At 66.9% G+C, this 20,648-nt stretch carries 22 protein-coding genes and 1 riboswitch; of the genes, 20 read left to right on the top strand and 2 right to left on the bottom strand.

Annotated features, from left to right (window positions below; all coding sequences use genetic code 11):
• Positions 1-4: 4 nt before the first annotated feature.
• From HZY97_RS12155 to HZY97_RS12115, 9 genes are all read left to right on the top strand, one after another.
• On the top strand, positions 5-1,267 hold the full coding sequence (locus HZY97_RS12155; protein ID WP_180143894.1) for a glutamate-5-semialdehyde dehydrogenase: 1,263 nt from the start codon (positions 5-7) through the stop codon (positions 1,265-1,267).
• Entirely contained in the window at positions 1,264-1,893 is a 630-nt protein-coding gene (locus HZY97_RS12150) for a nicotinate-nucleotide adenylyltransferase (protein WP_257215023.1), read from the top strand. Before HZY97_RS12155 ends, HZY97_RS12150 begins: the two co-directional genes overlap by 4 nt.
• An 80-nt stretch (positions 1,894-1,973) precedes the next feature.
• Positions 1,974-2,282, top strand: a complete 309-nt coding sequence (gene rsfS, locus HZY97_RS12145; RefSeq protein WP_180144577.1) for a ribosome silencing factor — start codon at positions 1,974-1,976, stop codon at positions 2,280-2,282.
• A 23-nt stretch (positions 2,283-2,305) separates the two neighbouring features.
• Positions 2,306-2,728: a 23S rRNA (pseudouridine(1915)-N(3))-methyltransferase RlmH gene (locus HZY97_RS12140; RefSeq protein WP_180143890.1), complete on the top strand. Its 423-nt coding sequence runs from the start codon at positions 2,306-2,308 to the stop codon at positions 2,726-2,728.
• Positions 2,729-2,732: 4 nt separating this feature from the next.
• Positions 2,733-3,905: a murein hydrolase activator EnvC gene (locus HZY97_RS12135; protein ID WP_373684349.1), complete on the top strand. Its 1,173-nt coding sequence runs from the start codon at positions 2,733-2,735 to the stop codon at positions 3,903-3,905.
• Positions 3,906-3,973: 68 nt separating this feature from the next.
• Complete coding sequence (locus HZY97_RS12130) at positions 3,974-5,326, top strand: S41 family peptidase (protein ID WP_180143888.1); 1,353 nt, start codon at positions 3,974-3,976, stop codon at positions 5,324-5,326.
• A 4-nt stretch (positions 5,327-5,330) separates the two neighbouring features.
• Positions 5,331-5,813 (top strand): disulfide bond formation protein B, encoded by a 483-nt coding sequence (locus tag HZY97_RS12125; RefSeq protein WP_180143886.1) that lies wholly within the window; start codon positions 5,331-5,333, stop codon positions 5,811-5,813.
• Positions 5,810-6,343 carry a demethoxyubiquinone hydroxylase family protein gene (locus tag HZY97_RS12120; protein WP_180143884.1) on the top strand — a complete coding sequence of 178 codons (534 nt, stop codon included), beginning with the start codon at positions 5,810-5,812 and terminating at the stop codon, positions 6,341-6,343. Before HZY97_RS12125 ends, HZY97_RS12120 begins: the two co-directional genes overlap by 4 nt.
• A gap of 52 nt (positions 6,344-6,395) precedes the next feature.
• Complete coding sequence (locus HZY97_RS12115; protein WP_180143882.1) at positions 6,396-6,803, top strand: hypothetical protein; 408 nt, start codon at positions 6,396-6,398, stop codon at positions 6,801-6,803.
• Between the two features lie 112 nt (positions 6,804-6,915).
• Here HZY97_RS12115 and HZY97_RS12110 read toward each other — a convergent pair whose 3' ends face one another.
• Positions 6,916-8,136, bottom strand: a complete 1,221-nt coding sequence (locus HZY97_RS12110; RefSeq protein WP_180143880.1) for a glycosyltransferase 87 family protein — start codon at positions 8,134-8,136, stop codon at positions 6,916-6,918.
• A gap of 72 nt (positions 8,137-8,208) precedes the next feature.
• Between HZY97_RS12110 and HZY97_RS12105 the strand changes: the two genes are divergently transcribed.
• The 5 genes from HZY97_RS12105 to HZY97_RS12085 all read left to right on the top strand — a co-directional run bounded on the left by HZY97_RS12105 (position 8,209) and on the right by HZY97_RS12085 (position 13,663).
• Positions 8,209-9,456 (top strand): putative DNA modification/repair radical SAM protein, encoded by a 1,248-nt coding sequence (locus HZY97_RS12105; RefSeq protein WP_180143878.1) that lies wholly within the window; start codon positions 8,209-8,211, stop codon positions 9,454-9,456.
• Positions 9,457-9,486: 30 nt separating this feature from the next.
• The gene (locus HZY97_RS12100) at positions 9,487-9,969 is read left to right on the top strand and encodes a hemerythrin domain-containing protein (protein ID WP_180143877.1); all 483 of its coding nucleotides are present in this window, start codon (positions 9,487-9,489) and stop codon (positions 9,967-9,969) included.
• Between the two features lie 68 nt (positions 9,970-10,037).
• Positions 10,038-11,231, top strand: coding sequence for a parallel beta-helix domain-containing protein (locus tag HZY97_RS12095; protein ID WP_180143875.1), 1,194 nt, complete (start codon positions 10,038-10,040; stop codon positions 11,229-11,231).
• Positions 11,228-12,247, top strand: coding sequence for an SO2930 family diheme c-type cytochrome (locus HZY97_RS12090; RefSeq protein WP_180143873.1), 1,020 nt, complete (start codon positions 11,228-11,230; stop codon positions 12,245-12,247). The genes HZY97_RS12095 and HZY97_RS12090 overlap by 4 nt, the downstream gene beginning before the upstream one ends.
• A 21-nt stretch (positions 12,248-12,268) precedes the next feature.
• Positions 12,269-13,663, top strand: a complete 1,395-nt coding sequence (locus HZY97_RS12085) for a UdgX family uracil-DNA binding protein (protein ID WP_180143871.1) — start codon at positions 12,269-12,271, stop codon at positions 13,661-13,663.
• Between the two features lie 145 nt (positions 13,664-13,808).
• On the opposite strand, the gene HZY97_RS12080 is transcribed toward HZY97_RS12085, so the two are convergent.
• The gene (locus HZY97_RS12080; RefSeq protein ID WP_180143869.1) at positions 13,809-14,498 is read right to left on the bottom strand and encodes a DJ-1/PfpI family protein; all 690 of its coding nucleotides are present in this window, start codon (positions 14,496-14,498) and stop codon (positions 13,809-13,811) included.
• A gap of 20 nt (positions 14,499-14,518) precedes the next feature.
• Positions 14,519-14,598, bottom strand: a riboswitch (ZMP/ZTP riboswitch).
• Between the two features lie 64 nt (positions 14,599-14,662).
• Between HZY97_RS12080 and HZY97_RS12075 the strand changes: the two genes are divergently transcribed.
• The 6 genes from HZY97_RS12075 (at position 14,663) to HZY97_RS12050 (ending at position 20,646) form a co-directional block, all read left to right on the top strand.
• A complete protein-coding gene (locus HZY97_RS12075) occupies positions 14,663-14,821 on the top strand; it encodes a hypothetical protein (protein ID WP_180143867.1) in 159 nt (52 codons plus the stop codon).
• 112 nt (positions 14,822-14,933) lie between these two features.
• Positions 14,934-15,557 carry a CerR family C-terminal domain-containing protein gene (locus tag HZY97_RS12070; protein WP_180143865.1) on the top strand — a complete coding sequence of 208 codons (624 nt, stop codon included), beginning with the start codon at positions 14,934-14,936 and terminating at the stop codon, positions 15,555-15,557.
• Positions 15,554-16,561 (top strand): HlyD family efflux transporter periplasmic adaptor subunit, encoded by a 1,008-nt coding sequence (locus HZY97_RS12065; protein ID WP_180143863.1) that lies wholly within the window; start codon positions 15,554-15,556, stop codon positions 16,559-16,561. The genes HZY97_RS12070 and HZY97_RS12065 overlap by 4 nt, the downstream gene beginning before the upstream one ends.
• Positions 16,562-16,693: 132 nt before the next feature.
• On the top strand, positions 16,694-18,418 hold the full coding sequence (locus HZY97_RS12060) for an ATP-binding cassette domain-containing protein (RefSeq protein ID WP_373684348.1): 1,725 nt from the start codon (positions 16,694-16,696) through the stop codon (positions 18,416-18,418).
• Positions 18,415-19,542 (top strand): ABC transporter permease, encoded by a 1,128-nt coding sequence (locus HZY97_RS12055; protein ID WP_180143861.1) that lies wholly within the window; start codon positions 18,415-18,417, stop codon positions 19,540-19,542. Before HZY97_RS12060 ends, HZY97_RS12055 begins: the two co-directional genes overlap by 4 nt.
• Positions 19,543-20,646: an ABC transporter permease gene (locus tag HZY97_RS12050; protein WP_180143859.1), complete on the top strand. Its 1,104-nt coding sequence runs from the start codon at positions 19,543-19,545 to the stop codon at positions 20,644-20,646.
• Positions 20,647-20,648: the final 2 nt, after the last annotated feature.

Raw genomic sequence — 20,648 nt, 5'->3', positions numbered from 1 at the left:
GCGCATGCGCAGCATGACCGACACCGCAGCCCTTGTCGCCCAGATGGCCCGACGCGCGCGTAGCGCAGCCGTGCAGCTCGCCGCGATGCCAACCGCTGCCAAGGCCCGGGCGTTGCGCGCCGCCGCCGCCGCGATCCGCGCCGACGCTGTTTCGATTCAGGCCGCCAATGCCGAGGATATGGCTGCTGCCGAAGCCAATGGCCTGTCGGGCGCGCTGCTCGATCGGCTGAAGCTCGACGAAAAGCGCATCGAGAGCATGGCCGCCGGCGTCGAGGCCGTGGCCGCGCTCGCCGATCCCGTCGGTGATGTGATCGACCGCGTCGATCGCCCCAACGGCCTGGTCCTGACTCGCGTGCGCGTGCCGATCGGCGTGATCGGCATCATCTATGAGAGCCGGCCCAACGTCACTGCCGATGCCGGCGCGCTCTGCGCGATGGCGGGCAATGCCGCGATCCTGCGCGGCGGCTCGGAAGCGATCCGTTCGAACCGCGCGATCCATGCGGCGCTTGCCCGCGGTCTCGCCGAAGGCGGCATGCCCGAAGATGCGGTTCAGCTCATCCCCGTCACTGATCGCGCCGCGGTCGGCGCGATGCTCACTGCCGAAGGCATGATCGACATGATCGTTCCGCGCGGCGGCAAGAGCCTTGTCGCGCGCGTCCAGGCCGAGGCGCGCGTGCCGGTGCTCGCGCATCTCGACGGACTCAACCACACCTATATCGATCGTGCCGCCGATCCCGAGATGGCGCGCGATCTCGCGCTCAACGCCAAGATGCGCCGCACCGGCATCTGCGGCGCCACCGAGACGTTGCTGATCGACCGGGCCTTCGCCGATCCCAAGCCGATCCTCGCGGCGCTGGCCGATGCCGGTTGCGAGCTCCGCGGGGATGCCGATGTCCGGGCGCTCGAGCCGCGCATGGTCGCCGCCACGTCCGAGGATTGGGACACCGAATATCTCGATTCGATCCTCTCGGTGAAGCTGGTCGACGGGGTGGACGCTGCGATGGCGCACATCGCCGCGCACGGCTCGCACCATACCGATGCGATCGTCACCGCCGACGAAGCCACCGCCGAGCGTTTCCTGGCGCAAGTCGACAGCGCGATCGTGGTGTGGAACGCCTCCACCCAGTTTGCCGATGGCGGCGAGTTCGGCCTGGGCGCCGAGATCGGCATCTCCACCGGCCGCCTCCACGCGCGCGGTCCGGTCGCGCTCGAAGGGCTGACGACGTATAAATGGGTAGTGCGCGGTACGGGGCAGGCCCGGCCTTGAAGCGAATCGGACTGCTCGGCGGCTCGTTCAATCCGGCGCATCTCGGCCACCGCAAGCTCTCGCTCCACGCCATTCGCGCGCTGGGGCTCGACGAGGTCTGGTGGCTGGTCTCGCCGGGCAATCCGCTCAAGGACAAGGCGGGCATGGCGCCGTTCAAGGCGCGCATAGCCTCGGCGCAACGGATGGCGCGCCACGCCCCGATCCGGGTGAGCGACATCGAGAAGCGGATCAAGACGCGCTACACCGCCGATACGCTCCAGAAGCTACCCCGCCTGTTCCCGCGCCACCGCTTCATCTGGCTGATGGGGGCGGACAATCTCGCCCAGTTCCACAAATGGCAGCGCTGGCGCTTCATCGCCCATCAGGTTCCGATTGCGGTAATCGCCCGTCCGGGCTATGATCGGGACGCCCATGCAAGTCCTGCAATGGGTTGGATGCGGCGCGCTGTGCGGCCCGCAGCCCAGGCAAAGAACTGGACGCGTTGGAGATTGCCGGCCCTCGTGCTGTTGCGCTTCCGCCCCGATCCTACCTCGGCGACACGCCTTCGGGCCGCCGATCCGGCCTGGCACCGGCGCTACGCGGCGTCGTCTCCATCACAATTCCGCACAGACAAGTTGCAACCCTAGGAGGCCCCTTGGCCACTTCGCCCAATGTTCTGCGTTCCTCTGATGCCAATGCTAGCATCGAAGCGCTGCACCAGCTCGTGATGGCGTCGCTCGACGACGATCAGGCGGTCGAGACGGTCTCGATCCCGCTCGCCGGCAAGAGCAGCATCGCCGATTATATGGTCGTGGCCTCGGGCCGCTCGACGCGCCAGGTCGCGTCGATGGCGATGAAGCTCGCCGACAAGATCAAGGCCGAGTTCGGCCGCACCCCGCGCGTGGAGGGCCTGCCCACCGCCGATTGGGTGCTGATCGATGCCGGCGACGTCATCGTCCACCTGTTCCGCCCAGAAGTGCGCAGCTTCTACAATCTCGAGCGGATGTGGTCGTTCGGCGAAACCGGCCAGGCCTGATCTTCTAGCGGAGCCGCAGGGCAATGCAGCTCCACATCGTCGCGCGCGGCAAGATCGGCCGGAGTCCGGAAGCGGAACTGGTCGATCGCTATCTGAAGCGCATCCAATGGCCGACGCGGGTGACCGAGCTGCCCGATACCGGCGGCAAGATCCCCGATATCTCCGGCGCTACCCGCATCGTCATGCTCGACGAGCTGGGCGAGAACCTTCCGTCGAAGGTGATCGCCGAGCGGCTCGGTGCGTGGCGCGACGAGGGGGTGCGCGAGACGCGGTTCCTGATCGGTGCGGCGGACGGCTTTGACGATGCCGCGCGCGCGCAGGCGCATCTGCTGATCAGCTTCGGCCGCGCGACCTGGCCGCATATGATGGCGCGCGCGATGCTCGCCGAGCAATTGTGGCGCGCCACCTCGATCCTTGCCAACCACCCCTATCATCGCGAAGGTTGAGCCTGTGCTCCGCCCGCTGCTCTTCAGCGCCAGCCTACTGGCGATCCTCGCGACCGGCAGCCTCGCCGCCGCGCAGGTGCCGAGCCTGGCCGAGCAGCAGGGCCGGTTGCGCGATGCCAATGCCCAGTCCCAGACAGCACAGGCCCGCAGCGCCCAGCTCGAGCGCCAGGCCAGCGCCGAGCGCGACCAGGCCGCGCAGGCCCGTGCGCAGGAAGCCGCGGCCGCCGAGCGGATCAAGGCCGCCGAGGCCGACATCGCCGCCGCGCGCGCGCGCATCGGCATCGTCGATCGCCAGCTCGCCGACCAGCGCACCCGCGTCGCCGAGCGCCAGGGGCCGATCCTCCGCCTGATCGCCGCGCTCCAGTCGATGGCGCGCCGTCCGGCAGTGCTCGGCCTCGTCCAGCCCGGCTCGACCGGCGACATGGTCCATGTCCGCGCAGTGCTCGGCACCGTCATGCCCGTGGTCGAGGCGCGCACCCGCGACGTCCGTGCCGAGCTGAGCCGGGTCCGCGCGCTCCGCGCCGACGCGCAGGCAGCGGTGACCAGCTTCCGCGATGCGCGCCAGCGAATCGAGAATGAGCGGATCGGGCTTGTAAAGCTCGAGGCCGATCACCGCGCCCGCTCGGCCGAACTCGGCCGCAACGCGCTGGTCGAATCGGATCGCGCGATTGCGCTGGGCGAGCGCGCCCGCGAGATCGTCGACCAGATGGAGACCGCCGGCGAGGCCGCGCAGATCCAGGCCGGCCTCGCCGCGCTTCCCGGCCCGCTCCCGCGCCCGGGCAGCGCCGTGGCCGCCGCCACTCGGAAGGGCGGCGCGCCCTATATCCTCCCCGTCGCCGGCGCGGTCGTCACCGGCATGGGCGAGCTTTCCCCCACCGGCGTGCGCGCCCGCGGCGTCACGCTCGCCTGCGCCGCCAATGCCGACGCTGTTGCGCCCGCCCCCGGCCGCATCCTCTTCGCCGGCCCGTTCCGCGATTATGGCGGCGTGGTGATCATCGATCATGGCAATGGCTGGACCAGCTCGGTCACTGGGATCGGCGGCATCGCCGTGCGTGTCGGAGCTCAGGTCGGGCAGGGCACCCGCATCGGCCGCGCCACCGCAGGCGACGCCCCGCGCGTCACCGTCGAGCTGCGCCGCCGCGGCGAGCCCATGGACCTTGCCCGCCTGTTGGGCTGATTGGGCCGTGCAATTGCCGCGATCCCGTCCTAGATTGCTCTTGAAGAACGCGTTTCCGGAAAGTGATTATGCTTCGTTCGTTTCTCCAGGTCACCGCCGCCGTCGGCGCGCTGGCGCTTGTTCCCGTCGCCTCCGGCGCCATGGCCAGCGTCGACACTTCGAGCTTCAAGGAGCTCGATACCTTCATGGAAGTCTACAGCCAGGTGAAGGCGAATTACGTCGACAAGGTCGATGACGCCACGCTGATGAAGGGCGCGATCCAGGGCATGCTCGCCGCGCTCGATCCGCATAGCAGCTTCGCCGACGGGCTCGAGTACGACAATCTCAAGATCCAGACCGACGGCAATTACGGCGGCCTCGGCCTCACCGTGACGCAGGAAGACGGCGCCGTGAAGGTCGTCGCCCCGACCGAGGACACTCCGGCGGCACGCGCGGGCATGAAGACCGGTGACTTCATCACCCATATCGACGGCAAGTTCATCGTCGGCGGCCAGCTCGACGATGCGATCGAGCAGATGCGCGGCAAGCCGGGCACCAGCGTCACGCTCACCGTGGTCCGCCCTGGCGCCGACAAGCCGCTCACGTTCACCATGACGCGCGAGATCATCGTCCAGCGCCCGGTGAAGTGGGAGATCAAGGACGGCGTCGGCATCCTCAACATCAACACCTTCACTGCGCAGACCGGCGCCGACACGATCAAGGCGATCCAAGCGATCGACGCCAAGCTGGGCCACAAGCCGCTCGGCTATATCGTCGACCTGCGCGAAAATGGCGGCGGCCTCTTGTCGCAGGCGATCGAGGTCTCCGACATCTTCCTCGGGCACGGCGAGATCGTCTCGCAGCGCGGTCGCGAGAAGACCGATATTGAGCGCTGGTATGCCGATGTGAACGAGCCTGGCATCGCCTCGGTCCCGGGCGATCTCGCCAAGGGGCTGCCGGTGGTCGTGCTGATCGACGCGGGCACTGCCTCGGCCTCCGAGATCGTTGCCGGCGCGCTCCAGGATCATCACCGCGCGCTGGTCATGGGTGTGCGCAGCTTCGGCAAGGGCTCGGTCCAGTCGATCCTGCCGATGGGCCCGCGCGCGGCGCTCCGCCTCACCACGGCGCGCTATTACACGCCATCGGGCCGTTCGGTGCAGGAAGGCGGCATCAAGCCCGACCTGCTCGTGCCGCAGCTCAGCGATCCCGATTACAAGAGCCGCCCGTCGATCCGCGAGGCCGATCTGCGCAGCCACCTGATCAACAACGACAAGGTCGATGATTCGGTGCTCGAGGATGATCAGCGCGCCGATCCGCGCTTCTCGAAGACCGCCGAGCAGCTCAAGAAGGAAGGCGTAGAGGACTTCCAGCTCCATTATGCGCTGCAGACCATCTCGCGCCTCGGGCCCAAGACCCAGGTAGCCGCGGCGAAGAGCAAGTAAGACGATGCAGGCAGACGGGCTCCGCACCGCGCGCTGGATCGCGCTCCTTCTGCCGCTGGCGCTGGTCGGCGGCGCGCACATCACCGAGCATTTCGGGCTGGTGCCGTGCGAGATGTGCTGGTGGCAGCGCTATCCGCATTATGTGGCGATCGTGATTGCCGCGTCCGCCTTTCTGGTGAAGGATCGCCGCGCCCAGCTCGGCCTGGTCCTGCTCGCCGGGCTCGCGGTGGCGGTCAGCGGCGGCATCGGCGTCTACCATGCCGGGGTCGAGTATAAATGGTGGCAGGGCTTCACCGCCTGCACCGCGCAGGTCCACGGCGCCACGCCGATGGACATGCTTACCGACGCGATGCGCCGCCCGCTGATCCGCTGCGACGTGCCGCAATGGACGTGGTTCGGGATCAGCCTGGCCGGCTTCAACGCGATCTTCTCGCTCACCGGCGCGGCGCTGATCTTCGCGCTGGCCGCACGCAAGGGCCGCGCATGAGCTGGAAGCCCGGCGATCGGCGCGAAGGCATGACCTCGATGGTCCGTGTCGATCAGGCGGGCGAATATGGCGCGACGCGCATCTATGCTGGCCAGCTCGCGGTGATGGGCGATCGCACGCCGGTTGCGCGGATGATCGCCGGCATGGCGAGCCAGGAAGAGCGCCACCGCGCCTTTTTCGATTCGATGATTGCCCGGCGCAGCGTGCGCCCCACCGCGCTCCAGCCCTTCTGGGATGTCGCCGGCTTCGCACTGGGCGCGGTCACCGCGGCGATCGGGCCCGAAGCGGCGATGGCCTGCACCGCGGCGATCGAGACCGAGATCGATCTCCACTATCAGCAGCAGCTCGAAGAGATCGGCGCCTCCGACCCCGAACTGCATGAAGCCGTGGCGAAGTTTCGCGACGAGGAGCTCGAGCACCGCGACACCGCGCTCGCCCATGGCGCGGAAAATGCGCCGGCCTATCCGGTCTTGTCCGGATTGATCCGTGCCGGCTGCCGTGCTGCCATTGCGGTCTCGAAACGGATATAAACCCCCCATTCAGCCGTTTGAGTCGATGCACGGCACAGCAGGAGTGAAGCCCATGTTGAACCGGATCCTGATCGCAGGCGCGCTCGCAGCCATTCCGATGCTGATGCCCGCCGCCGCGCACGCGCAGAACGCGGCGCAGAACGGCGTGCTGATCATCTACGGCAACGACAAATGCCCGACCAACTCGAACGGCGAAGAGATCGTGGTCTGCAAGAAGCTCGACGAGCGCGAGCGCTACCGCATTCCGTCGAACCTGCGCGAGCAGGGCGGTCCGCCGCAGAAGACCGAGAGCTGGGCGGTCCGCTCGCAGGACGCGGTCACCGCGGGCGGCTTCGGCACCGGCAGCTGCACCACCGCTGGCGTCGGCGGTACCACCGGCTGCTTCGTCAAGGAAGCCACCGCCGCCCGCGCCGATGTCCGCGCGCGCAAGAAGGCGGAAGAGAATCTGCCGCTGCCGTGATCATTTCCTGACCTGATCCCCGGCGAAGGCTGGGGCCCAGTATCGGGCACAGGGAGAGGGCGGACGAATCTCTCGAATATCATCGCAACTGGGCCCCGGCCTTCGCCGGGGATCAGCTTTGGGATGCCCTGACCGGCCACCGCCCCACCCATTCCGGCGGGCGCTTACGCAAGCAATCCGCGATGATCCAGAGCATCACCAATGCCCGCGCCATCGCGGCAAAGGCGATGTCGATCGTGCTCGCCGACGGCCACGCCCCGTCCATCCCGGCGAAGAACCAGAACTCGGAGAAATAGGCCCAGATTCCGGTCGCCGCGAACAGCGCCACCGGCCATAGCCGCGGCGCGGTCATCACCAGCAGCGGCCATAGCCACAGGTCGAATTGCGGCGAATAGACCTTGTTGGTCAGCAGGAACCAGGCGAGCAGCGGCGTCGCGAGCAGCCACAGCCGGTCGCGGTGCCGCCGCCAGCCGAGCGCGACGATCGCGGTCCCGCCGGTCGCAAAGGCCAGCGTCGCGTAGAGATTCTTGTCCGCGACGCTGGTCTGCAGCCAGCCGAGATTGCCCAGCACGTCCCAGCTGCCCGCCGCCGTGCCGCTGCGCGACTGCGAGAAGAGATAGAATTCCGCCCAATTGCCCGGCGCCGCCAGCGCAACCGGCAGGTTTACCAGGCCCCAGGCGCCCACCGCCGCCAGCGTTACCAGCGCTGCCCGGCCCAGGCGCTGCGGCCAGCTCCGCTCGCGCTCGAACAGTGCCGCCAGTCCGACCAGCGGCAGGATCACGATCGGGAACAGCTTGGCTGCCACGCCCAGCCCGGCCAAAGCCGCCGCGCGCACCAGCCGGTTCTCGCGCGCCTGCAGCAGCGCGGCCACCGCCAGCGCCACGGCGATCATGTCCCAGTTATGCCCGACATAGAGGATCAGCGGCGGCGCCGCCGCCCACCACCATAGCCGCTGCCGGTCCAGCCCCGCGCGCCACAATATCCACAGCATCAGAAAGGCGAGCGCGATGTTCACCACCGTCACCACGCCCAGGAAATCGCCGTCATTGGCATGGCGGCCGAAGAGCAGGCGGGTGGCACTCCCCTCGACCCAGATCGCCGCGCCGGTCAGCACGGGATATTCGATCGGTGTCTGCAGATAGGGGACCTTGCCCTTGTCGACCCCGCGCGCGGTCCAGAAGGGCACCGCGTCGCTATAGCAGCCCGTGATATACTGCTCGGAATCGGTCCAGCCGCCCGGCATGCAATGCTGCTTGAAGCCGAAGCCCAGCGCGCAGGTCACGGCCAGCGCGATCAGCAAAATCCGCAATTGCCGGTCGAGCTTCCACCGCATCCCACGCTCCCTTCGCCGTGCCTCTCCCACATGCCACTGGACACTGCAATATCAAGAACATACAAGGAACAAATGTCGCAGCTCGATCTCCGCGCCAAGCTCGCCATCCTCGCCGATGCCGCCAAATATGATGCCAGCTGTGCCTCGTCGGGCACATCCAAGCGCAACTCGGCGGGCGGGAAGGGCCTGGGTTCGACCGAGGGCATGGGCATCTGCCACGCCTATGCGCCCGACGGCCGCTGCATCTCGCTGCTCAAGATCCTGCTGACCAACAGCTGCATCTTCGACTGCCATTATTGCATCAACCGCAAGAGCTCGAACGTCCGCCGCGCGCGCTTCACGCCCGAGGAAGTCGTCGATCTCACGCTCAATTTCTATCGGCGCAATTATATCGAGGGGTTATTCCTCTCCTCGGGGATCATCCGCTCGTCCAACTATACGATGGAGCAGATCGTCCGTGTCGCGCAGCTGTTGCGCGAGGTCCATGATTTCCGCGGCTATATCCATTTGAAGACTATCCCCGATGCCGATCCCGAGCTGGTCCACCAGGCGGGGATGTTCGCCGATCGCGTCTCGATCAATGTCGAGCTGCCCACCGTCGCCGGTCTCACCCGGCTCGCCCCCGAGAAATCGGCGCCGCGTATCGAAGGCGCGATGCAGGACGTCCGCACTGCAATCGACGACACCGTGGATGCCGGCAAGCGCTACAAGTCCGCGCCGAAATTCGCCCCGGCCGGCCAGTCGACCCAGATGATCGTCGGTGCCGATGCTGCGACCGATGGCGACATCATCCAGCGCGCCGCGGGGCTCTACTCGAAGTTCCAGCTCCGCCGCGTCTATTATTCGGCGTTCAGCCCGATCCCCGATGCCAGCGCGGTGCTTCCCCTGCAGCGCCCGCCCCTGATGCGCGAGCACCGGCTTTACCAGTCCGACTGGCTGATGCGCTTCTACGACTATAAGCCGAAGGAAGTCGCCGAGGCCGCCGATCCCGCCACCGGCATGCTCCCGCTCGACATCGATCCCAAGCTCGCCTGGGCGTTGAAGTTCCGCGAATCCTTCCCGGTCGACGTCAATCGCGCCCCGCGCGAGGCGCTGCTGCGGGTCCCCGGGCTCGGCATCAAGGCGATCGATGCGATCCTCGCCACCCGCCGCTGGCGTCGGCTGCGCCTCGCCGATGTCGCGCGGCTCACTGCCTCGATCGCGAAGGTCCGCCCCTTCCTGATCGCCGAGGACTGGCGCCCGGTCGCGCTCGCCGACCGCGCCGATCTGCGCGCGCTGGTCGCCCCGAAGCGCGAACAGCTCGAACTATTCGCCGCCTGAGCGGTTCTCGCTCCTGACCAAGGAGCAGACATGGCCGACGCACGCATTTTCCGGGACCTCATCGCCGACCATGATCGCCAGCGCGTGCTGCTGGAGCGAGTGGGCGAGACGGTGGGCGACAGCAAGGATCGGCGCGCGCTGTTCGAGCAGCTTCGCCTCGAACTACAGTCGCACGCCGCGGCCGAAGAAGAAGCGCTCTATGCGACAATGCTCGCCGATCCTGACCTGCGCGAGGATGCGCGCCATTCGGTTTCCGAGCACAAGGAAGTCGACGACTATCTCGGCGAGCTGATCGCGATGGAGATGTCCTCGCCCGGCTGGCTGGTGAAGTTCAAGGAGATGCGCCACCGCTACCTCCATCATATCGACGAGGAAGAGGAAGAGATGTTCCCCACCGCGGCGAAGCATCTTTCGGCGGCGCAGGAAGAACAGCTAGGCAAGCTGTTCGAGAAGCGCAAGCCGAAGGAGCTCGCTCGTGCTGAAGCCAACCCTCCGGGCGATGAACGCGAGTAACTGACAGGACTGTCAATTCGCGTCCGAAGGCGTATCATCCCTCGAAAATACGCAAGAGGGAGAGAGGGATGCTTCGATTCTGTGCGCTCGCCGCGGTGCTCGCCGCGACGCCTGCCTTGGCCAAGGACATCCTCGTCGAGGCCGGCCCCAACGCGCAGGAACGCCTCCAGTCCGCCTTGCTCGATGCCAAACCCGGCGACACCGTCCGCATCGGCGCCGGACGCTTCGAGCTGACCGACGGTCTCAGCCTCGACGTAGCCGGGGTCACGGTGCGTGGCGCCGGCACCGACAAGACCGTGCTCAGCTTCAAGGGCCAGTTGGGGGCCGGGGAGGGCTTGCTCGTCACCTCCGACGACGTCGTGCTGCGCGATTTCGCCGTGGAGGACAGCAAGGGCGACGGCATCAAGTCCAAGGGGGCCGACCGCATCGTCTACAAGAATGTCCGCGTCGAATGGACCGGCGGGCCCAAGGCGAGCAACGGCGCCTATGGCGTCTACCCCGTCGAGAGCAGCGACGTGCTGATCGACGGTGTCACCGTCAGCGGCGCCTCGGACGCGGGCATCTATGTCGGCCAGTCCAACCGGATCATCGTCCGCAACTCGACCGCCATGTACAATGTCGCCGGGATCGAGATCGAGAATAGCGGCTATGCCGAAGTGACGAACAACCTTGCCACCCACAATACCGGCGGGATCCTGGTGTTCGACCTGCCGGCGCTTCCCAAGCGCGGCGCAGGCTATGTCCTGGTCAAGGACAACAAGTTGATAGACAACGACACACCCAATTTCGCCCCGCCGGGCAATACCGTCGCCACCGTGCCCACCGGCACCGGCGTGCTGGTGATGGCCGAGAACGACGTGCAGGTTGTCGCCAACACCCTGTCGGGCAATGGCACCGCCAACATCATGGTCGTCGCGTATCGCCAGCCTTTCGAGGACAAGAGCTACGACCCCTATCCGCGCGACATCTATATCGGCCATAACAAGCATGGCCGCGCCGGCTTCGCTCCTGCGATGCCCGGCGGCGCGGCGCTCGCGCAGGCGCTGGGCGGCACGCTGCCGCCGATCTTCTGGGACGGCACCGGCGGCGACAAGGTCAACCTCACCGGCGTCGCTGACGCACCGGTGCTGACGCTCAACCTTGCGCTGGGCGCCGGGATCGAGACGGCAAAGCCGCAGATCATCGCGCTGCAGGAGAAGGCGTTGCAGAAGGTGGCCGCGCGCATCTTGCTACCCGCCGCAATGGAAGCCGCCGCCAAATGAAGATGCTTTTCGGCGCGGCAGCCCTGTTCGCCGCCGCGCTGCTCGGCCGCCCCGGCAGCGTGAACGACGCCGCGATCACCGGCGAGGGCTGGCCCGCGCACCTTTCCGACTATGCCTTCTTCGCCGACCTCAAGACCCGCGCTCCGGCCCAGCGCATGATCGCCTACGATCTCGAAACTCCGCTCTTCTCCGACTATGCCGAGAAGGAGCGCTACCTCTACCTGCCCGCCGGCACCCACGCGAAGTACGAGCCCGACAAGCCGCTCGACCTCCCCATCGGCGCCGCGCTGATCAAGACTTTCGGCTACCGCCCGAACGGCGTGTTCAAGCCGCTCGAGACGCGCGTCCTCCTCCACCGCGCCTCGGGCTGGACCCCGATTCCCTATGTCTGGAACGCCGAGGGCACCGACGCCGACATCCGCCGCGCCGGCACGCGTATCCCGGTCGCCTTCACCGACCCCTCGGGCGAGCAGCACAGCATCAGCTACGCCGTGCCCAACCAGAACCAGTGCAAGGACTGCCACGGGCTTGCCGGCCAGGTCACCCCGATCGGCGTCAAGACCCGCTATCTCAACCATGCCGGCCAGCTCGAGAGGATGCTCGCCGCCGGCATGCTCGATCGCTTGCCAAAGGACGCCCCGCGCGTCGCCCGCTGGGACGACAAGTCCGCTCCTGTCGATGCCCGCGCCCGCGCCTGGCTCGAAATCAACTGCGCCCATTGCCACAACCCCCAGGGCGCCGCGTCCAACTCCGGCCTGTTCCTCGATCTCGGGCGCACCGATCCCGAGCAGCGCGGCATGTTCAAGCGCCCCACCGCCGCCGGCCGCGGCGCCGGCACCCGAGACTTCGACATCGTCCCCGGCCAACCCGACGCGTCGATCCTGCTCTACCGCATGCAATCGACCGACCCCGGCATCGCCATGCCCGAACTCGGCCGCGCTACCGTCCACAAGGAAGGCGTCGCGCTGGTCCGCGACTGGATCGAATCGATGCCGAAATCGGCGGACAAGCGTTAGAGCCCTCCGGTCGGAGGCAATGTGCGCGTCGTAACCCTTTCCACTGAAGACGATTTCGAGGGCTGGCGCGACGCCGCGCGCGGGCTCGCCCAGGCTCGCGTCCCCGCGTCCGAAATCCTCTGGCAGGTCGGCGAAACACCCATCGACCTGTTCGCCGACGAAGCCGTCATGCCGCCAGCCGCGCCGCGCGCGCTCAAGGTCCCGCGTGCCTTTCTCGACCTCGCCCAGTCGGCGATCCTCCATTCGGACCCCGAGCGCTTCGCCCTGCTCTACGCGCTTCTCGCCGGCGACCCGCACCGCATCGCCGACCAGGCCGATCCGCTCGTCCGCCGCCTCGAGGCCATGGCCCGCGAAGTCCGTCGCGACATCCACAAGATGCGCGCCTTCGTCCGCTTCCGCGAAGTCCGCGATGCGCTACCTTTCCCCGGCACCGGCGAACCCAACACCCGCTATGTCGCCTGGTTCGAGCCCAGCCACCACATCGTCCGCGCCAATGCCCGTTTCTTCGTCGAGCGCTTCGCCAATATGCGCTGGTCGATCCTCACCCCCGAACTCTCGCTCCACTGGGACACCGAGACACTCAGCGAAGGCCCCGGCGCGACCAAGGCCGACGCCCCCGGCGAAGACCCGGTCGAGGATATTTGGAAGACCTATTACGCCTCGATCTTCAATCCGGCCCGCCTCAAGACCGGCGCGATGCTCAAGGAGATGCCGCGCAAATATTGGAAAAACATGCCCGAAACCGCGTTGGTCAGGGAGCTGGTCGCCGGTGCGCGCCAGCGGGAGACGGCGATGGTGGCAAGTGCGATCCGCCCCGGCGGCAATATCGAAGGCGCCTGGCAGGCGCTGCGCGAGGAAGCCGCGCATTGCACCCGCTGCGACCTCTACAGGCACGCCACGCAGACCGTGTTCGGCGAAGGCCCGGTCGATGCCCGCATGATGATCGTCGGCGAGCAGCCCGGCGACCAGGAGGATCTTGCCGGCCGCCCCTTTATCGGCCCCGCCGGCGAGATGTTCGACAAGGCGATGGCCGCCGCAAAGATCGACCGCGCCGCCGTCTACGTCACCAATGCCGTCAAGCACTTCAAGTTCGAGCCGCGCGGCAAGCGCCGTATCCATTCCAAGCCCGATGCCGGCGAGATCCAGGCCTGCCGCTGGTGGTATGAGCAGGAGCGGCTGCTGATCAAACCCGAGATCACCGTGGCGCTCGGCGCCACGGCCGCGCGCCAGTTGCTCGGCAAGGCGGTGACGATCACCGCGACACGCGGCTGGCCGATCGAGCTGCCCGAAGGCGGCCTCGGCTGGGTGACGATCCACCCGAGCTTCCTGCTGCGCCTGCCCGACCGGTCAAAGGCCGAGGACGAGTTCGCCGCCTTCGTCGAGGATCTCAAGGGCGCGGCGAAGATGCTCGCGTAAATTCCTCCCCCAGCTTGTCTGGGGGAGGGGGACCGCCGCCGAAGGCGGTGGTGGAGGGGCGCGCCGGGCACCGGCGCGTGGTGCCGACCCCTCCACCATTCGCTAAAGCGAATGGTCCCCCTCTCCGAGCAAGCGCGGGGAGGAATTAGAACCCCAACCCCTCGGCAATCGCCTTCACCTTCTCCGCTCGCCCCGGCGCGAACTTCTCCACCATCGCCCGATACCGCGCCACCGTCTCCACCCCGGCGCGTTCCGGAGAGCCGGCATCGAACGGCGGCGCCGGATCATACTCCAAACTCAGCTGCACGAACCGCGCATGCTCCTCGCCGCGGATCGCTGCGGTCAGCGCCAGCGCGAAGTCGATCCCGGCGGTCACCCCGCCGCCCGTCACCCGGTTGCGGTCGAACACCACGCGCTCGGCGACGGGCTCGGCGCCGAACCAGGCGAGCTGCTCGCGCGAACCCCAATGGCAGCCCGCACGATAGCCCCTGAGCAGCCCCGCCGCGCCGAGCAGCAGCGATCCGGTGCACACGCTAGTCACCCAGGTCGCGCCCTCGGCCACCTCCCGCAGCCACGCCAGGGTCTCGGCGTCCTCCATTGCCGCCACCGTCCCGAACCCGCCCGGCACACAAAGAATATCGGCGCGCGGCACCTCAGCGAAGGTCGCAGTGGGATGCAGATCGAACAGCGCGTCGGTACGCACCGGATCGCGCGTCTTCGCCACCAGGTCGAGCGTCACATTGCCCAGCCGGGAGAGCACCTGCGCCGGCCCGGTCAGGTCGAGCTGGGTAATGTCGGGAAACAGCAGGAATGCGATGTGCAAAGGTTCGGCCATGCGGGTCCTCCATTCGTTCGAAGGGGTGCCCAGGCGATGCGGCTCATACTCTCGCGCTTCCCGATGGTGCTCCATCCAGTCGCCAGTCACGCGAGTCAGTCGAGATTAAGCGGAGACGGCGCGAAAGTCATGCGTTGTCCGAAGGCCCAAAGGAGAGAGAGAATATGCGCATGTTACGCATCGCCGGCGCGCTGGCGCTGGCATCAATGGCCCTGAGCGGCTGCTATGGCGACCGCCCCGGCTATAATGGCGACCGCCATCATCGCGGCGACCATCACCGCGGCGATCACAATGGCGGCGATCACGACCACCACGATCATTGATCTTCGCTGATCGGCTGAACCCCAGGCCCCGCTGCGCGTTATGCGCGGCGGGGCTTGTCGTTTGCGCATTCCTGCAGTATTAGTTCGTTCGAACGAACTAGACTCGGACGGAATGACCAGCCAGACACTCATCGAAACAGCCATCGACCAGTTCGGACGCCACGGCTTCGAAGGGGCGAGCACGCGGGAGATCGCGCGTGCCTCGGGCACGGCGATGTCGTCGATCACTTATCATTTCGGCGGAAAGCAGGGGCTCTACCTCGCCGCCGCCGACCATATCGCCGCCTGCGTCCGCCAGATTCAGGGGCCCGCGATCGAGGGCGCCCGCGCCGTTGCGGAGAACGGTACCCGCGAACAGGCAACCGAAGCGCTGCTCGCGCTGCTCGACGGCTTCGCGATGATGATGCTCAGCCCGCAGACCGAAGCCTGGTCGCTGTTCATCACCCGCGAACAGCAGGCGCCCACTGAAGCGTTCGACCGGCTCTATACCGGGGTGATGCAGGGCATCGTCGATGTCTTCGTGTCGCTGATTGCCCGCATCCGCACCGATCTGCCCGAGCGCGAAGTGCTTGCGCTCGGCCTGATGCTGTTCGGCCAGTGCCTGGTGCTGCGTGTCTGCCGCGCCGCCGTGCTGCGCATCCTCACCGTCGAGACAATCGACGAGCCCACGACCAAGCTGCTCCGCGCCCGCCTGCGCGCCAACGCCCTCTGCATCCTGTCGGAGAATCCCGCATGAACCGTCGCCGCATTGCGATCATCGTCGTCATCGCTGCGATCGTGATCGCCGCGATCGCCACCAGCGGCTTCGGCCTGTTCAAGGCGCGCGACGATGGCCCGCTCAAGCTGAACGGCAATGTCGATATCCGCGAAGTCGATCTCGGCTTCCGGGTGAACGGCCGCATCGCCAGCATTGCGGTGGAAGAGGGCGCACACGTCAAGCAGGGCCAGATCCTCGCGACGCTCGATGCCGCGACGCTCGACAGCCGCATCGCCCAGGCGGATGCCAGGGTATCGCAGGCCGAGGCCCAGCTCTCCAAGCTTCGCAACGGCAATCGCAGCCAGGACATTGCCCAGGCGCGCGCTCGCGTCGCCGCCGCCGCCGCGGTCGCGCAGGATGCCGATCGCGATTTCGCCCGCCGCCAGCCTCTGGTCGAGCCCGGCGCGATCAGCCGCGACATCTGGGAACAGACAATTGCCCAGCGCGACAAGGCGCGCGCCGATCTCCAGCAGGCGCAGCAGGCGCTGTCGCTGATGAACGCCGGCAGCCGCCAGGAAGACGTTGCCGCTGCCGCAGCTGATGTCCGCTCCGCCGTCGCCGCGCGCCAGAGCGCCGCTACCGACCTTGGCGACGCCCGCCTGCTCGCCTCCACCGACGGCACCGTCGTGACCCGCGCGCGCGAGCCCGGTGCGATCGTCCAGCCCGGCGAGACTGTGCTGACACTGGCGATCATGCGGCCGCTGCGCGTGCGCGCCTATGTCGCGGAGAGCGATCTCAGCCGGATCAGCCCGGGGATGAAGGTGGTGGTCACCGCCGATGGCAATCCGAAGAGCTATCACGGCACGATCGGCTATATCTCGCCGCGCGCCGAGTTCACGCCCAAGACCGTCGAGACCGAGAATCTGCGTACCGATCTCGTCTATCAGCTGCGCATCATCGTCGACGATCCCGACGATGCGCTGCGCCAGGGCCAGCCGGTCAGCGTCGGCATCCCCTCCGCCCGCCCCAAGCACAAGGGCTGAGGCGATGATCGCCCCCTTCCTTCTTGTTCCCCTCCCTGGAAGGGAGGGGTCAGGGGTGGGTGGGCCTCCCCAAACTGCGGATTCGCGGATGGCGACCCACCCCCGACCCCTCCCTTGCCAGGGAGGGGAGGAGTGAGTTCCCTCGCCCATACCGACAACCTCGTGAAGTGCTTCGACGCCAATCGCGCACTCGACGGCGTGTCGATGGCGATCGAGCCGGGCCGCATCACCGGGCTGGTCGGACCGGACGGCGCGGGCAAGACCACGCTGATCCGCATCCTCGCCGGCCTGATGGCGCCAACTTCGGGGACCGTAACTGTCCTGGACGGCAAGCCCGGGGAAAAGCTCGATGATCTGGGCTATATGCCCCAGCGCTTCGGCCTCTACGAGGATCTCTCCGTCCTCGAGAACCTCAAGCTGTACGCCGAAGTTCGCGGGCTTGCGAAAGACGAGCAGCAGGCGAGCTTCGACAAGCTCATGGAGTTCACCGATCTCGCCCGCTTCCAGGATCGGCTGGCGGGCAAGCTCTCGGGCGGCATGAAGCAGAAACTCGGCCTCGCCTGTGCGCTGGTGAAGACGCCCAAGGTGCTGCTGCTCGACGAGCCCGGCGTCGGCGTCGATCCGATCAGCCGGCGCGAGCTTTGGTCCATGGTGGGGGATCTCACCGAACAGGGCATCGGCGTGCTCTGGTCGACCGCCTATCTCGACGAGGCCGAGAAATGCGACACCGTCTATCTGCTCAACGAAGGGCAGCTGCTGTTCGACGGGCCGCCGGCGGACCTCACCAATCGCGTCAAGGACCGGGTGATCCGGGTAACCGGCTTCGAGGAGCGCCGCCGCCATTTCCTCACCCAGGCGCTCGACCGCGACGATGTGATCGACGGCAGGATCCAGGGCCGCTCAGTGCGCCTGCTGATCGGCGACGACAAGCAGGTGCCCGACGCAGCGGCTTTTAACGCTGGTCCGGACACCAAAGTTGAGACGGCCGATCCGCGCTTCGAGGACGGCTTTATCGAGCGGCTCGGCGGCGGGCCGAAAGGCACGTCTGCGCTGGCGGAACGCTACCGCACCATCCCCGAGACCGACGAGTGCGCGATCGAGGCAAAGGGCCTCACCAAGGTGTTCGGCGAGTTCACCGCGGCCAAGGATATGAACTTCCGTATCCCAAGGGGACAGATATTCGGCCTTTTGGGACCCAACGGCGCTGGCAAGTCGACCACCTTCAAAATGCTCTGCGGGCTACTTTCGCCAACTTCGGGGACCGGATCGGTCGCGGGCAAGTCACTCCGCCACAGCAGGGCGGATGCCCGTGCGTCGCTCGGCTATATGGCGCAGAAATTCTCGCTCTATGGTGACCTTTCGGTCCGCCAGAATCTCGATTTCTTTGCAGGGGCTTACGAGCTTCCCCGCGACAAGGCGAAGCGCGCGATCGAGGCGATGATCGAGATCTTCGAACTGAAGGACAAGCTAGGCGTCAACGCGGGTACGCTCCCCCTGGGCTTCAAGCAGCGCCTCGCCCTGGCGTGCGCGGTGATGCACGAACCCCCCGTGCTCTTCCTCGACGAACCCACTTCGGGCGTCGATCCCGTCACACGCCGGGAATTCTGGATGCACATCAACGGCTTGGTCGAGAAGGGCGTGACCGTCTTGGTCACCACCCACTTCATGGACGAAGCCGAATATTGCGACCGCGCCACGCTGATCTACCGCGCCGAGCAGATCGCCACCGGCACCCCCGATGAGCTCAAGGCCGAGGCGGCGCGCCTCACCAGGGCGGAGGACCCGACGATGGAGGACGCCTTCATCGCGCTGATCGAAGAGTTCGACCGCAAGCGAGAGGAGAAGGAGGCAGCATGATCCGCTTCGACCTTCGCCGCCTGGCTGCGCTCGTCCGCAAGGAAACCTGGCAGATCCTGCGCGACCCCTCGACTTTCCTCATCGCCTTCGTGCTGCCGATGATCCTGTTGTTCTTGTTCGGTTATGCCGTGTCGCTCGACACTGCGAAGACGCGGGTTGGCGTGGTGCTCGAGGACAGCAGCGCGCCGGCGCTGCGGCTCGCCCAGGCCTATCAGAGCTCGCGCTGGTTCGAAGTGACGATGGCGCGCACTGTCGCCGAGGTGCGCGACCGGATGACCGACGGCCAGCTCCGCGCGATCATCGTCATCCCCCAGGATTTCGGCGAGGGCGTGAAGCGCGGCAAGGTCCCGCCGATCCAGATCATCGCCGACGGCTCGCAGCCCAATACCGCCAATTTTGCAGCGGCTTACGGCGAAGGTATCCGCGCCAATTGGGCGGCGTCTGAGGGGTTGCAGAAGAACCCCGGTGCCGCCGGCGCCCCGGTCATCGTCTCGGCGCGCTATTGGTACAATCCCGAGCTCAAGAGCCGCTATTTCCTCGTCCCGGGCTCGATCGCCAACGTGATGACCATGGTCGGCACGCTGCTCACCGCGCTGGTCATCGCGCGCGAATGGGAGCGCGGGACGATGGAGGCGATCATGGCGACGCCGATCTCGATGGTCGAGTTCATCGCCAGCAAGGTCATCCCCTATTTCCTCCTCGCGCAATGCTCGATGGCGCTGTGCGCGGTGATCGGCATCTGGGTATTCGGGGTGCCGTTCCGCGGCTCGATCTTCGCCTTGCTGGCCATCTCCTCGGCTTTCCTGATGCCAGCGCTTGGCCTCGGCCTGTTCATCTCGGCGGCGACGAAGAACCAGTTCGTCGCCAGCCAGGCGGCTTTGCTCTCCGCGTTCTTGCCCACGTTCCTGCTCTCGGGCTTCATCTATGAGATCGGCTCGATGCCTTGGCCGATCCAGGCGCTGACGTACATCGTCCCGGCGCGCTATCTGATCCCCAGCCTCGAGACCGTCTTCCTGGTCGGCGACCAATGGGGGCTGATCCTGCCCAATATCGGCATCATGCTGCTCTTCGGGATGGTGTTCTTCACGCTGTCCTTCCGCGTCACCCGCCGGAGCCTCGACTAGATGCGCCGCTTGCTCGCCATGATCGTCAAGGAGATGTGGGCGGTGCTGCGCGATCCGCAGTCGCGGATCGTGCTGTTCGTGCCGCCGCTGATGCAGCTCTTCATCTTCACCTTCGCGACCACGCTCGACGTCAAGAATGTCGATATCGGCATCCTCGATCGCAGCTCGGGCGCGCATTCGGTCGAGCTGGTCCAGCGCATTGCCGGCAGCCCTAATTTCCGGACGATCAAGCCGCTAGCGACGCCCAAGGATCTCAAGGCGGCGATCGACGATCAGAAGGTGATCGCCGCGCTGGTGATCGACGAGGATTTCGACCGCAACCTCGCGCGCGGCACGCCCGCGACGATCGGGCTGGTGCTCGACGGCCGCCGCTCGAACGCCGCGCAGATCGTCGCGGGCTATGTCACGCAGATCGCCGGCGGCATGGGCGCCGAGCTGGCTCCCGCACAGGTGCGCGGTGCGGCGGGCGGCAGCGTCGTGACCAACTGGTACAACCCCGCGCTCGACTATATCTGGTTCACGCTCCCCTCGCTGGTGGCGATCATAACCTCGGTGGCGGGCCTGGCGATCACCTCGCAATCGGTGGCGCGCGAGCGCGAGCTGGGTACGTTCGACCAACTGATGGTCTCGCCGCTGCGCGTCCACGAGATCCTGATCGGCAAGATGGTGCCGCCCTTCATCATCGGCATGATCAACGGCAGCGTCTATCTGATCGTCGCACCGCTGATCTTCGGTGTGCCCTTCACCGGATCGCTGCTGCTCTTCTTCCTGTCGCTCGGCATGTACCTGCTCGCGCTGATCGGCATGGGAATGCTGGTCTCGGCGGCGTCGCAGACCCAGCAACAGGCGTTCCTCGGCGTGTTCCTCGTCACCACGCCGCTGATCCTGCTTTCCGGCTATGCCAGCCCGATCGACAACATGCCCGACTGGCTGCAGGTCGTGACCTATCTCGATCCCGCCCGCTATTTCCTCGTCATCGTCCAGGGGCTGTTCCTCAAGGCGATGCCGGCGGCGGCCGTATTCCACCAGCTCTGGCCGCTCGCGCTGATCGCGTGCGTCACGCTCTCCGCCTCGGCCTGGCTCTTCCGTGCGCGCATGGAGTAACC

The organism is Sphingomonas sp. R-74633, assembly GCF_013416555.1.
Taxonomy (GTDB): domain Bacteria; phylum Pseudomonadota; class Alphaproteobacteria; order Sphingomonadales; family Sphingomonadaceae; genus Sphingomonas.
Note: the sequence above shows the minus strand (reverse complement) of the source record. Positions and strands in the feature narration are given on the sequence as shown.

Excerpts from the sequence above, each read along its gene's own strand:
- HZY97_RS12120 (WP_180143884.1), top strand. The coding sequence starts at position 5,810 with ATGAGCTGGAAGCCCGGCGATCGGCGCGAAGGCATGACCTCGATGGTC.
- HZY97_RS12115 (WP_180143882.1), top strand. The coding sequence starts at position 6,396 with ATGTTGAACCGGATCCTGATCGCAGGCGCGCTCGCAGCCATTCCGATG.
- HZY97_RS12110 (WP_180143880.1), bottom strand. The coding sequence starts at position 8,136 with ATGCGGTGGAAGCTCGACCGGCAATTGCGGATTTTGCTGATCGCGCTG.
- HZY97_RS12155 (WP_180143894.1), top strand. The coding sequence starts at position 5 with ATGCGCAGCATGACCGACACCGCAGCCCTTGTCGCCCAGATGGCCCGA.
- HZY97_RS12050 (WP_180143859.1), top strand. The coding sequence starts at position 19,543 with ATGCGCCGCTTGCTCGCCATGATCGTCAAGGAGATGTGGGCGGTGCTG.
- HZY97_RS12080 (WP_180143869.1), bottom strand. The coding sequence starts at position 14,498 with ATGGCCGAACCTTTGCACATCGCATTCCTGCTGTTTCCCGACATTACC.
- HZY97_RS12125 (WP_180143886.1), top strand. The coding sequence starts at position 5,331 with ATGCAGGCAGACGGGCTCCGCACCGCGCGCTGGATCGCGCTCCTTCTG.
- HZY97_RS12095 (WP_180143875.1), top strand. The coding sequence starts at position 10,038 with ATGCTTCGATTCTGTGCGCTCGCCGCGGTGCTCGCCGCGACGCCTGCC.
- rsfS (WP_180144577.1), top strand. The coding sequence starts at position 1,974 with ATGGCGTCGCTCGACGACGATCAGGCGGTCGAGACGGTCTCGATCCCG.
- HZY97_RS12130 (WP_180143888.1), top strand. The coding sequence starts at position 3,974 with ATGCTTCGTTCGTTTCTCCAGGTCACCGCCGCCGTCGGCGCGCTGGCG.
- HZY97_RS12070 (WP_180143865.1), top strand. The coding sequence starts at position 14,934 with ATGACCAGCCAGACACTCATCGAAACAGCCATCGACCAGTTCGGACGC.
- HZY97_RS12075 (WP_180143867.1), top strand. The coding sequence starts at position 14,663 with ATGCGCATGTTACGCATCGCCGGCGCGCTGGCGCTGGCATCAATGGCC.
- HZY97_RS12055 (WP_180143861.1), top strand. The coding sequence starts at position 18,415 with ATGATCCGCTTCGACCTTCGCCGCCTGGCTGCGCTCGTCCGCAAGGAA.
- HZY97_RS12140 (WP_180143890.1), top strand. The coding sequence starts at position 2,306 with ATGCAGCTCCACATCGTCGCGCGCGGCAAGATCGGCCGGAGTCCGGAA.
- HZY97_RS12090 (WP_180143873.1), top strand. The coding sequence starts at position 11,228 with ATGAAGATGCTTTTCGGCGCGGCAGCCCTGTTCGCCGCCGCGCTGCTC.
- HZY97_RS12065 (WP_180143863.1), top strand. The coding sequence starts at position 15,554 with ATGAACCGTCGCCGCATTGCGATCATCGTCGTCATCGCTGCGATCGTG.
- HZY97_RS12100 (WP_180143877.1), top strand. The coding sequence starts at position 9,487 with ATGGCCGACGCACGCATTTTCCGGGACCTCATCGCCGACCATGATCGC.
- HZY97_RS12105 (WP_180143878.1), top strand. The coding sequence starts at position 8,209 with ATGTCGCAGCTCGATCTCCGCGCCAAGCTCGCCATCCTCGCCGATGCC.